General features: G+C 66.4%; 11 protein-coding genes. All 11 read left to right on the top strand.

Annotated elements, in window-relative coordinates:
• The first annotated feature begins 203 nt into the window (after positions 1-203).
• The 11 genes from KYE46_RS03400 to KYE46_RS03450 all read left to right on the top strand — a co-directional run bounded on the left by KYE46_RS03400 (position 204) and on the right by KYE46_RS03450 (position 12,178).
• Positions 204-1,451, top strand: coding sequence for an ABC transporter substrate-binding protein (locus tag KYE46_RS03400; RefSeq protein WP_247716899.1), 1,248 nt, complete (start codon positions 204-206; stop codon positions 1,449-1,451).
• 105 nt (positions 1,452-1,556) lie between these two features.
• Positions 1,557-2,462, top strand: a complete 906-nt coding sequence (locus KYE46_RS03405) for a carbohydrate ABC transporter permease (protein WP_219003465.1) — start codon at positions 1,557-1,559, stop codon at positions 2,460-2,462.
• Positions 2,462-3,343, top strand: coding sequence for a carbohydrate ABC transporter permease (locus KYE46_RS03410; protein ID WP_219003467.1), 882 nt, complete (start codon positions 2,462-2,464; stop codon positions 3,341-3,343). Before KYE46_RS03405 ends, KYE46_RS03410 begins: the two co-directional genes overlap by 1 nt.
• A gap of 3 nt (positions 3,344-3,346) precedes the next feature.
• Positions 3,347-4,462: an ABC transporter ATP-binding protein gene (locus KYE46_RS03415; RefSeq protein ID WP_219003468.1), complete on the top strand. Its 1,116-nt coding sequence runs from the start codon at positions 3,347-3,349 to the stop codon at positions 4,460-4,462.
• Positions 4,463-4,541: 79 nt separating this feature from the next.
• Complete coding sequence (locus KYE46_RS03420; RefSeq protein ID WP_219003469.1) at positions 4,542-6,014, top strand: FAD-dependent oxidoreductase; 1,473 nt, start codon at positions 4,542-4,544, stop codon at positions 6,012-6,014.
• Positions 6,011-6,721 carry a 3-ketoacyl-ACP reductase gene (locus tag KYE46_RS03425; RefSeq protein WP_219003470.1) on the top strand — a complete coding sequence of 237 codons (711 nt, stop codon included), beginning with the start codon at positions 6,011-6,013 and terminating at the stop codon, positions 6,719-6,721. The genes KYE46_RS03420 and KYE46_RS03425 overlap by 4 nt, the downstream gene beginning before the upstream one ends.
• Before the next feature lie 8 nt (positions 6,722-6,729).
• Positions 6,730-8,316, top strand: a complete 1,587-nt coding sequence (locus KYE46_RS03430; RefSeq protein ID WP_219003471.1) for a GMC family oxidoreductase — start codon at positions 6,730-6,732, stop codon at positions 8,314-8,316.
• A gap of 3 nt (positions 8,317-8,319) precedes the next feature.
• The gene (locus KYE46_RS03435) at positions 8,320-9,483 is read left to right on the top strand and encodes a dihydrodipicolinate synthase family protein (RefSeq protein WP_219003472.1); all 1,164 of its coding nucleotides are present in this window, start codon (positions 8,320-8,322) and stop codon (positions 9,481-9,483) included.
• Between the two features lie 9 nt (positions 9,484-9,492).
• Positions 9,493-10,497, top strand: a complete 1,005-nt coding sequence (locus tag KYE46_RS03440; RefSeq protein ID WP_219003473.1) for a LacI family DNA-binding transcriptional regulator — start codon at positions 9,493-9,495, stop codon at positions 10,495-10,497.
• 5 nt (positions 10,498-10,502) lie between these two features.
• Positions 10,503-11,717, top strand: a complete 1,215-nt coding sequence (locus tag KYE46_RS03445) for a glycerate kinase type-2 family protein (RefSeq protein ID WP_219004992.1) — start codon at positions 10,503-10,505, stop codon at positions 11,715-11,717.
• A 152-nt stretch (positions 11,718-11,869) separates the two neighbouring features.
• Positions 11,870-12,178, top strand: a complete 309-nt coding sequence (locus KYE46_RS03450) for a Dabb family protein (RefSeq protein WP_219003474.1) — start codon at positions 11,870-11,872, stop codon at positions 12,176-12,178.
• Positions 12,179-12,193 lie beyond the last annotated feature (15 nt).

The raw sequence follows: 12,193 nt of genomic DNA on the forward strand, positions 1-12,193 counted from the left end.
ATTACGCAGGATTTCAAACGTTTCAATAGCGCCGTTGAGGCCTTGAGACATTCTGCGGCGCAGAAAAAGGTAACAAAACATGCCGCATTGCGGCGGATGAGGCGAGGAGGCGCTAAAATTTCCGGTTGACTTGACCGGGATTTATAACGTTTTAATTCTGTCAGCCCCGGGAAGGGGGAGTCGGTCAATTGGGAGGAAATCGAATGACCTTGATGAAAAAGTTCTACACGGGTGCGGCTGTTGTTGCGCTGTCGACCAGCGCCGTCGTGGCCCAGGAAGTGGAAGTTCTGCACTGGTGGACGTCCGGTGGTGAAGCCGCGGCCCTGAACGTTCTGCGCGAAGACCTTGCCGGTGGCGGCATCGGCTGGACCGACATGCCCGTCGCGGGTGGGGGTGGCTCCGACGCCATGACCGTCCTCCGCGCCCGCGTCACCGCAGGCGATCCCCCGACCGCCGTGCAGATGCTCGGTTTCTCGATTCAGGATTGGGCCGCCGAAGGCGCGCTGGCAAACCTGAACGATCTGGCGGCAGAGCAGAACTGGGACGAAGTCGTGCCCGAGGCGCTGCAGGCGTTCTCCACCTACGAGGGTGATTGGGTTGCCGCACCGGTCAACGTGCACTCGACCAACTGGGTCTGGGCCAACACGGCGCTGATGGAAGAGCTCGGCATTGAGCAGCCCGAGACATGGGAAGACTTCGTCGCTGCGATGCAGACCGCGCAGGACGCCGGTTACACCGCGCTGGCGCATGGCGGCCAGGCTTGGCAGGACGCCACGATCTTCGACTCCATGGTCATGGGCGTCGGCGGTCCCGAGTTCTACCAGGCCTCCATGGTCGATCTGGACCCGGAAGCCCTCGGCGGCGAGCAGATGGTTGAAGCCTTCGAGCGCATGGCCACGCTGCGCGGCTTCGTCGACGACAACTTCTCCGGTCGTGACTGGAACCTCGCCTCGGCCATGGTGATCAACGGCGAAGCGCTGTTCCAGATCATGGGTGACTGGGCGAAGGGTGAATTCGTCAACGCGGGCCTGACGGCCGGCGAAGAGTTCCAGTGCTTCCGCGTGCCGGGCACCGAGGGCACCGTGACCTTCAACTCCGACCAGTTTGCCATGTTCGGCGTCGATGAAGACGACGCGGAATCGCAGCTTGCCATGGCCTCTGCCGTGATGAGCCCCGAGTTCCAGATTGCCTTCAACGTGGTCAAGGGTTCCGCACCGGCCCGTACGGACATCGACCCCTCGTCGTTCGACGCCTGCGGTCAGGCCGCGATGGCGGATCTGGCGGAAGCCGGTTCCAACGGTGGCCTCTTCGGCTCCATGGCTCACGGCCACGCCAACCCGCCGTCGATCCAGAACGCGATGTATGACGTGATCACCGCGCACTTCAACGGCGAGTTCGATGCTGAGACCGCCGCTGAAGAGATGGTCACCGCCGTCGAGCTGGCCCAATAATCAGCCCCACTTCGGCCCGGCCCCCGCATGCGCGCGGGGCCGGGCCTTCTCGCAGCCGGCCGGTCGCGCCGCTGCACATCCCATCGAAGTCGAAGGAGAGGCCCCATGGCCGCCACTGATCCCATGTTGGAGGGCGCGGATTTCCGCACGCGTCTTCAGAACTGGCTTCCGAAAATCGTGCTCGCCCCGTCCTTCGCGGTGATGGTGCTGTTCGTCTACGGTTTCATCGCATTCACGATCTATCTCAGCTTCACCGGCTCGCGCATGTTGCCGAGCTTCGACCTTGTCGGCTGGCAGAACTACGAGCGCCTGTTCCGGGTGCGGCAGTGGGATACGGCGATCGTCAATCTCGGGATTTTCGCCGGGCTCTACATCGTCATCAGCACGATCATCGGCCTGCTCCTCGCGATCTTCCTCGATCAGAAAATTCGCGGCGAAGGCATCCTGCGCCCGATCTTCCTCTACCCCATGGCGCTGTCCTTCATCGTTACCGGCACCGCCTGGAAATGGATCCTCGACCCGGCCATCGGGCTGGAGGTCACGATGCAGCAATGGGGGTTCGAGAACTTCCAGTTCGACTGGATCAAGGATAGCGAGATGGCGATCTACACCATCGTCATTGCCGCGGTCTGGCAGTCCTCCGGTTTCGTCATGGCGATGTTCCTCGCCGGTCTGCGCGGGATCGACAACGAGATCCTCAAAGCCGCCCAGATGGACGGCGCTTCGAACTTCCAGATGTACCGGCGGATCATCCTGCCGCAGCTGCGTCCCGCATTCCTCTCGGCCTTCGTGATCCTGTCGCACCTCGCCATCAAGTCTTACGACCTCGTCGTAGCAATGACAGATGGCGGCCCCGGCACCTCGACCTGGCTGCCCGCGCTCTTCATGTATGAATACACCTTCACGCGTAACCAGATGGGCATCGGTGCGGCGTCTGCCGTGATCATGCTGATGACCATCGCCGCGATCATGGTGCCTTACCTCTACGCCGAACTGCGGGAGAAGAACTGATGGCCATTGCCTCCACCGACACCGCCATCCGCTCTTCGAAAGTGACGCGGACGTTCCTCTATCTCTTTTTGCTGCTCTTCGCGCTGTTCTACCTGATGCCGCTGTTCATCATGGCCGTGAACTCGCTGAAACCGCTGGAGGAAATCACCAGCGGCGGGATGATCTCGCTGCCGCAGAACTGGACCATCGAGCCGTGGCTTTCGGCATGGTCCACCGCCCAGATCGGGGTCGAGCCCACGGGCCTGCGTCCCTATTTCATCAACTCCATCGCCATGGCGGTGCCGGCGGTCACGATCTCCACCATCGCCGGGGCGCTCAACGGCTACGTGCTGACGAAATGGCACTTTCGGGGCGCGACATGGATCTTCGGGCTGCTGCTCTTCTCCTGCTTCATTCCGTTCCAGATCGTCCTGATCCCGATGGCGCGGATCTTGGGCATCCTGAACATCTCGGGCACGACCTACGGGCTCATTCTTGTTCACGTGGTCTACGGCATCGGCTTCTCGACGCTCTATTTCCGCAACTACTACGCCGCCTTCCCGACCGAGCTGGTGCGCGCCGCGCAGATTGACGGCGCCGGGTTCTTCCAGATCTTCTGGCGGATCATGCTGCCCTCGTCGGGGCCAATCATCGCGGTCTGCTGCATCTGGCAGTTCACCAACATCTGGAATGACTTCCTTTTCGGCGCCTCTTTCGCGTCGGGCGGGGCGGCCCCGATGACAGTCGCTCTCAACAACCTCGTCAACTCGAGCACCGGCGTGCGCGAGTACAACGTCCACTTCGCCGGCGCCATCATGGCCGCTGCACCAACACTCCTCGTCTACATCGTGGCCGGTCGGTATTTCGTCCGCGGCCTGATGGCGGGCTCTGTGAAAGGCTGACCCATGGGTTTTCTAGACATCAACAACGTCACCAAATCCTACGGCTCGGTGGAGGTCCTCCACAAGGTCGACATCCAGGTGCAGGAAGGGGAGTTCCTCGTCCTCGTCGGCCCGTCGGGCTGCGGCAAGTCCACCTTGCTCAACATGATCGCGGGGCTGGAGGGGATCACCTCGGGCGAGATCGCGATCAAGGATCGGGTGGTCAACGACGTGACGCCGTCCAAGCGCAACATCGCCATGGTCTTCCAGAGCTACGCGCTCTACCCCAACATGACCGTGGGTCAGAACATCACCTTCGGGCTGGAGATGCAGGGCACCCCCAAGGCCGAACGTGACGCCGCCATGGCCGATGTGGCCAAGCTTCTGCAGATCGAGAACCTGCTCGACCGCAAGCCCGGCCAGCTTTCCGGCGGACAGCGTCAGCGCGTCGCCATGGGCCGCGCGCTGGTGCGCGACCCGGACGTGTTCCTCTTCGACGAGCCGCTCTCGAACCTCGACGCCAAGCTGCGGGTCGACATGCGGACCGAGATCAAGAAGCTGCACCAGAAGCTCGGCACCACCATCGTCTACGTGACCCACGACCAGATCGAGGCGATGACCCTCTCGACCCGGATCGCGGTGATGTACAACGGTTACGTGCAGCAACTCGGCACCCCGAAGGAGATCTACGACAACCCCGCCAACCTCTTCGTGGCGACCTTCATGGGCTCGCCCGCGATGAACGTGCTCAGCGCCAAGCTGGTCGAGATGAACGGCGCGATCCATGCGGAGTTCTCCGGCGCCGAGGGGCAGGACATCCACCTGCGCATCGAGAACGCGCCCGAGGCCTACCGCGCCTACCTGAACCGCGACGTGATGCTCGGAATCCGGCCCGAGGCGATCACCGACCCCGAGGGCGCCGACCGCAACGCGCGGAACATCCAAAGCATGACCAATACCGTCAGTGTCACCGAGCCTGCCGGCGCCGATACCTTCGTCAGCACGACGTTGGCGGGCAAGGATTGCATCGCCCGGATGCGCGCCGATGCCGATGTCCACGCGGGGCAACCCTTTGAATTCGCGGTGAACATGGACAAGGCAGTTCTCTTCGATCCGAAGACGGAAGACCGCATCGCGTAACAGCCAGAGCCCGGGTGCCATCGCCCGGGCTTATTTTTCGCTTGGAATTGGAACGTTCCAGAACTAGTGATGACGGGCAATGAGTGACGCTGATATCATAATCGTCGGCTCCGGCATGGGGGGTGCGACACTAGCCGCCGGATTGGCGGCTTCCGGGCAGCGTGTGCTGATCCTCGAACGCGGCCAATTGCTCGCCGATTGCCCCGAGGCCCGCGATCCGGTCGCGATCTTCCGCGACGGACATTTCCGCCCCGACGAGACATGGCTGACGCCCGAGGGCTCGCGCTTCAATCCCGGCAATTACGCCTGCGTCGGTGGCAACTCGAAGTTCTACGGCGCGGTGATGCTGCGCTACCGCGAGGCCGATTTCGCGCCGATCACCCACATGGAGGGCACCACCCCCGGCTGGCCGTTCCCCTACGAGACGCTCGCGCCCTTCTACGCGCGGGCCGAGGCGCTGTTCAACGTACGCGGCGATGCCTCTGCGGACCCGACCGAGCCGCCGCGCGGCGCCTATCCGCATCCGCCAATCCCCCATGAGGCTGAAATCGCCGACCTTGCGGATCGTCTGTCCGCTGCCGGCCTACATCCCGCGCCGCTGCCCCTGGCCGTCGATCTCGACCGTTGGCTGCAGCGCGCGCAGACGCCTTGGGATGCCTTCCCCGACACCACCGGCGGCAAGCTCGATGCCGAAAGCGCCGCATTGGCGGAGGCCTTGGCGCACCCCAACGTGACGCTCCGCAGCGGGGTGGAGGTCCGGCGGATCGAGGCGGAGGGCGGCCACGTCACCGGGCTTCTCACCTCGGCCGGTCGCTTGACCGCGCCGCACGTCGTGTTGGCGGCGGGCGCGGTGCACACGGCGGCGCTGCTGCTCCGCTCGGCCTCCGAGGCGCATCCGCGCGGGCTCGCCAACCGCTCCGATCAGGTGGGGCGCAACTTTATGAACCACAATGCCAGCGCGGTGCTGGCGCTCAGCACGCGGCGCAACCGCGCGGTCTACCAGAAGACCCTGCAGATCAACGATTGGTATCTCTCCGGCGGGCCGGAGGGCGCGCCGCTTGGCAACGTGCAACTCCTCGGCCGCGTCTCCGCGCCGATCCTTGCCGCGCAGACGGGGTTGCCCGTGCCGCTCGCCAAGCTCATCGCCGGCCGGGCCATCGACTTCTACGCCATGTCCGAGGATCTGCCCAACCCCGATAGCCGCGTGACCCTGCGGGGCGAGGATATCGTGCTGGACTGGAAGCGCTCCAACTGGGCGGCGCACGAAGCGCTGGTCGCGAAGCTGAAGGCGACCCTGAAGCGGGCGGGCTTCCCGGTGGTGCTTTCCAAGGCATTCGACCGCCGCACCCCCTCGCACCAATGCGGCACTGCGCGGATCGGGACGGACCCGGCCACCAGCGTCTGCGACCCGTTGGGCCGCGCCCATGACCTCGACAACCTGTCGATCTGCGATGCCTCGCTGCTGCCCACCTCGGCGGCGGTGAACCCCTCGCTCACCATCGCGGCCCTTGCCCTGCGGCAGGCCGATCACCTCAAGGAGGCCGTTCAATGAAAGCGCTCGTCACCGGCGGACAACAGGGCATCGGCCTCGGCATTGCCACGGCCTTGCACGCAGCGGGGTGGGAGATCGCCGTCGCCGCAGAGGCGGAGACCGCCGAGCTGCCCTTCGAGGCCAGCTACCACCACCACGATATCCGCGACATCGAGGCGATCCCGGCGCTGCTCGATGCCGTGGGCCCCGTCACCACGCTGATCTCCAACGCGGGCGTCGGCGCGATGACGCGCGGCGACCTGCTGGAGATGACGCCCGAAAGCTACGACCGCTGCCAGGAGGTCAACACCCGCGGCGCGGTCTTCCTCGCGCAGCAGGTGGCCAAGCGGATGCTGGACCTGCCCGCTGACCCCTACCGCTCGATCACCTTCATCACTTCGGTCAGCGCCGCGATCGTGAATGCCAACCGGGCCGAATATTGCGTCTCCAAGGCGGCGACTGCGATGGCCGCCCGCGCCTTCGCCCTGCGGCTCGCGCCCGAGAACATCGGCGTCTTCGATGTCCGCCCCGGCATCGTGCAATCGCCGATGACCGCGCCGGTGGCCGAGCAATACGACAGCACCATCCCCGACCTCGTCCCCGCCGGCCGGTGGGGCACCCCGCGCGATATCGCCGAGGTCATCGTCCCGCTGGCGCGCGGCGATTTCGCCTTCGCCACCGGCGCGCAGATCCCGGTGGACGGCGGCCTGTCCATCCACACGTTTTGAGGCACCCCATGGCTGACGGCTTCGATTTCATCATCATTGGTGGCGGCTCGGCGGGCTCGGTCCTGGCCGCGCGCCTGTCCGAGAACCCCGACGTGCGCGTCTGCCTGCTGGAGGCCGGCGGCTCGGACCGGCACCCGTTCTACCACCTGCCCGCAGGCTTCGCGAAGATGACCAAGGGCATCGGTTCCTGGGGGTGGAGCACGGTCCCGCAGGCGCACATGCAGGGCAAGGTCTTCACCTACACGCAGGCCAAGGTGATCGGCGGCGGCTCCGCGATCAACGCGCAGATCTACACGCGCGGCCATCCGCTGGACTACGACGAGTGGCGGCAGATGGGCTGCGAGGGCTGGAGCTACGAGGACGTCCTCCCCTATTTTCGCAAGTCCGAGGATAACGACACCTACGCGGGCCGCTACCACGGGCAGGGCGGGCCGCTCGGCGTGTCGAAACCCGCCGCGCCCCTGCCGATCTGCGAGGCCTATTTCGAGGCCGCCCGCGCGCTTGGCATTCCCTTCAACGAGGATGTGACCGGCGAGGTGCAGGAAGGCGCGGCCTACTACCAGCTGACCCAGAGAAATGCCCGCCGCTCCTCCGCCGCGATGGCCTTCCTGCATCCCGCGCGCCGTCGTCCGAACCTGACCGTGAAACTGCGCGCGCAGGTGCGGCGGATCATCGTGGAGAAGGGCCGCGCCCGCGGGGTGGAGATGCTGGACGGCACGCGCCTGACCGCCGAGCGCGAGGTGATCCTCTCCAGCGGCGCCATCGGCTCGCCGCGCCTGTTGCAGCTCTCGGGCATCGGCCCCGCGGACGAGCTGCGCGCCCTCGGCCTCGACGTGGTGCTCGACCAGCCGCAGGTGGGCAGCAACCTGCAGGACCACCTCGACCTCTACTGCATCGCCGAGGTCTCGGGCCCCCATACCTACGACCGTTTCGCCAAACCGCATCTGAGCGTGCTGGCTGGTCTGCAATACCTCGCCACCAAGAAGGGGCCGGTGGCTTCCAGCCTCTTCGAGACCGGCGGTTTCTGGTATGCCGACCCCGACGCGCGCTCACCCGACCTGCAGTTCCACCTCGGCCTCGGCACCGGGATCGAGGCGGGGGTGGCGGCTATGCCCGACGGCGGCGTGACGCTGAACTCCTGCTACCTGCGCCCGCGCTCGCGCGGCTCGGTCCGCTTGGCCAGCGCCGATCCCGTCCGCGCCCCGCTGATCGATCCGAACTACTGCGCCGATCCCCGCGACCGCGAAATGTCGATCCGCGGGTTGAAGCTGACGCAGGAGATCCTCGCGCAAGAGGCGCTGGCCCCGATGATCAAGGCCGAGCGTCTGCCCGGCCCCGACGTGCGCACCGATGACGAGTATTTCGACTTCATCTGCCAGCACTCCAAGACCTCGCACCATTGCGCCGGCACCTGCGCCATGGGGCCGGGCGACAGCGCCGTGGTCACGCCGCGGTTGGCCTTCAACGGCATCGAGGGGCTGCGCGTCGCCGATGCCTCGATCATGCCGCGCGTCGTCTCTTCCAACACCAATGCACCCACGATCATGATTGCCGAGAAGGCCGCCGACATGATCCGCGAAGATCAGGGGATCTAGACCATGCTTCTGCCCACCACCAACGGTACGCTCGAAGACTACACCTTGACCGGGACGCCCCTTGTCCCCCGTGCGCCGCAAGTGCCGCTGACCCGCACCGCCTTCGCCGCCGCCCACGTGATCAGCGACCCGCTGGCCGAGCGCGATCCCTGGGTGGGCCGCCCCGCCGTCGACTGGGACGCCACCTTGAAGTTCCGCGAAGACCTCTGGGACCAGGGCCTCGGGCTGGCCGAGGCCATGGATACCTCGCAGCGCGGCATGGGGGTGGACTGGCCCACGGCCCGCGAGTTGATCGAGCGGACGATGGCTGCCGCCCGAGCGCATCCGACGCAACCGCGCGTCGCCTGCGGCGCGGGCACAGACCACGCCGCGCCAGAGGAGCTGACAAGCCTCGCCGCGATCCGCGATGCCTACATGCACCAGATGGAGGCGGTGGAGGCCGCCGGCGGTCAGATCATCCTGATGGCCACCCGCGCCCTGCCGGCGATCGGCGCAGGCCCCGAGGATTACGCGCGCCTCTATGACGACCTGATCTCCCAGGCGCAGGCGCCGGTGATCCTGCACTGGTTGGGCGAGATGTTCGACCCGGCCCTTGCCGGCTACTGGGGCAGCACGGATATCGAGACGGCCAACAAGGTCGTCCACGACCTCATCGCGCGCAATGCCGCGAAAGTGGACGGGCTGAAAATCTCGCTGCTCGACCAGTCCCACGAGGAAACCTTCCGCGCGGCCTTGCCCGAGGGCGTCCGCCTCTACACCGGCGACGATTTCAACTTCGCCGCGCTGATCGAGGGCGACGGCACCCATTACTCCCACGCGCTCCTCGGCATCTTCGCCGCCATCGCGCCCGCCGCCTCGCAGGCGCTGGAGGCGCTGGCCCGCGACGACCACGAGACCTACAACAGGCTCCTCGCGCCAACGGTCCCGCTCGGCCGCGAGATCTTCAAGGCGCCGACCCAGTTCTACAAGGCCGGCATCGCGTACCTCGCCTGGCTGAACGGCCAGCAGTCGCATTTCGTCATGCCCGGTGGCTTCCAATCCTCGCGTGAGATCACGCATTTCGCGCAGGTTTTCCGACTGGCCGACCAGGCGCGCCTGCTGACGGACCCGGACCTCGCGCAGGCGCGGATGCGCAACCTTCTGGCGCTTCACGGGATCGATAGCTAAGCATTGAGCATGAGCCGCCGACCCACCATTCTGGACGTCGCCGCCCGCGCGGGCGTGTCGAAATCCACCGTCTCTCTGGTGCTGCAGAATTCTGCGCAGGTGAAGGCCGAGACCCGCGAGGCGGTGCGCGCGGCGATGGCCGAGATCGGCTACGTCTACAACCGCGCAGCGGCGCAGATGCGCTCGCAGACCGCGGGCCTCGTCGGGCTGGTGATCAACGACCTGCGCAACCCCTTCTTCACCGAGTTTGCCACGGTCCTGCAGATGACGCTGGCGGCGAAAGGCTACGCCACGGTGATCGCCAACAGCGACGAGGACCCGGACCTGCAGGCCAAGCTCATCGGCTCGATGATCGAGCACGGGGTGTCGGCCCTCGTGGTCTCGCCGGCCTATGACGACGCGGGCGATGCCTTCGACCAGATCGCGCGCGCCGGCATCCCCGCGATGCAGGTGCTGCGCAAGACCGACCCGCGCACCGGCCTGTTTCCCTTCGCCTCCTTCGACTACGCGGCAGGCTCCGCCCTGGCCACCCGGCACCTGCTGGATCAGGGCGCGAAGCGTATCGCCTTCGTCGGCGGCATGGAGGGCCGCGCCATCACCGAGGAGCGCAAGTCGGGCTACCTCGCCGAGCTCAAACGCGCCGGCATCGCGCCCTTCACGCACCACGGCCGCAGCTCCCGCGCCTTCGGGGTGGAGGCCGTCAACAACCTGCCCGACGACGTCGACGCAGCGGTCTGCTTCAACGACCTCGTGGCCCTCGGAATGTTGTCGGGCTTCGCCCGCGCAGGCGTCGAACTTGGCCGCGATTTTCGCCTCGTGGGCTTCGACGACATCGAAGACTGCGCGCAGGTCTGGCCGCTGGTCTCCTCGATCGGCTGCGATATCGAGAGCTTCGCCCAAGATGTCGCCGACGGGCTTCTCGCCTGGATGCAGACCGGCGAGACCCCGCCCCCCGAACACCGCGCCCCGGTCGAGCTGATCGCGCGCACCTCCAGCACGGGAACGATAGATTGACCGAAATGGACTTCCTGAGAGACCTGTTCGATCGCGCCGTCCGGGTCGCCGACCCGATGCAATCGCTCGCCCAAGCCCTGCCGCCCAAGCCCGAGGGGCGCGTGGTGGTGATCGGCGCCGGCAAGGCCAGCGCGCGAATGGCCGAGGCGGTGGAGGCCGAATGGGGCCCCTGCGAAGGGCTCGTCATCACCCGCTACGGCTATGCCCGCCCCTGCGAGGGGATCGAGATCATCGAGGCCGCCCATCCGGTTCCGGACGCTTCCGGCGTCGCGGCGACGCAACGGATGCTGGCGCTGCTCGATACGCTCCGCGAGGAAGATTTCGTCCTCGCGCTGATCTCGGGCGGCGGCTCGGCCCTGCTCTGCGCGCCCGTGGCCGGCGTCACGCTGGCCGAGAAGCAGGGGCTAACGGCGGAACTGCTGGCCTCCGGCGCGCCCATCGGCACGATCAACGGCATCCGCAAGGAAATCTCCGCCGTGAAGGGCGGGCGGCTCGCGGCCGCAGCCCATCCGGCGCGGATGCTGGCGCTGATGATCTCGGACGTGCCGGGCGACGATCCCGGTGACATCGCCAGCGGACCGACCGTTGGCTGCGATAGCGACGCCGCGCGCGCCTTGGCGGAACTGGAGCGCTGGGGCGTCACCCCGGCGGCCAGCATCCAGCGCTACCTTGAGCGTGGCGGTGATCCGCTGCGCCCGGATGATCCAAGGCTCTCACGGGTGGAGAATGTCATCTACGCCGCCCCCTCCCAATCCCTTGCCGCAGCGGGTGAGCACGCCTGCACATCCGGCTACACCGTTGAAATGTTAGGAGATTCCATCGAGGGTGAGGCGCGCGACGTGGCCCGCGCCCATGCCGAGATCGCCCTCGAGGCGGCGCCCGGCACGGTGATCCTCTCGGGCGGCGAGCTGACCGTCACGCGCCGGGGCGCGGGGGTCGGCGGGCCCAATGCGGAATACGCGCTGGCCCTCGCGTTGGCGCTGGACGGCGCGAAGAACATCTACGCGATTGCCTGCGACACCGACGGCGTGGACGGCGCGGCGGAGGTCGCGGGCGCGCTCATCGGGCCGGACACCCTTGCCAAGGCCACCACGCTCACACCGCAATATGCGCTCGACACCAACGATGCCCACAGCTTCTTCGCATGGATCGGCGATCAGGTCGTGACCGGCCCCACCCTGACCAACGTCAACGATTTCCGCGCCATTCTGGTGACCTGACAACACCCCCAACGCCGGCTGAAAGAGCGCACCGCTCCCCCTTCATCTTGGCCAATACAACTCAATCCGACGGCCTCCCCAAGTGGCGCGGCGTCGGTTCCATTCCCGCCCCGGGCCACTGCCCGGCACCGGACAAAACCAGAGGGACATCGATGCTCTATCACATGGTCATGCTGGAGCCCGCGAACGACGGCGCGATGTCGCAGATCGACGCGGCGATGGCGATCCTCGAGACCTTGCCCGAGGCGCACCCGGGTTTCACGGCATTCTCCCACGGGCCGAACCGCGATTTCGAGAGGAAGTCCGAGCGCTATCCCTACGGGTTTCTCTGTACTTTCACCGACAAAGCCGCGCTCGATGCCTATGCCGCCGATCCCGATCACCAGCGGGCGGGGGCGCTTCTGGTAAGGGCGTGCAAGAATGGCGCGGCGGGGATCTTTGTGGTCGACCTGGAGAGCTGAGACTGGCGCGTTGGC

Origin of the sequence: Gymnodinialimonas ceratoperidinii (assembly GCF_019297855.1) — a bacterium.
Lineage (GTDB): Bacteria > Pseudomonadota > Alphaproteobacteria > Rhodobacterales > Rhodobacteraceae > Gymnodinialimonas > Gymnodinialimonas ceratoperidinii.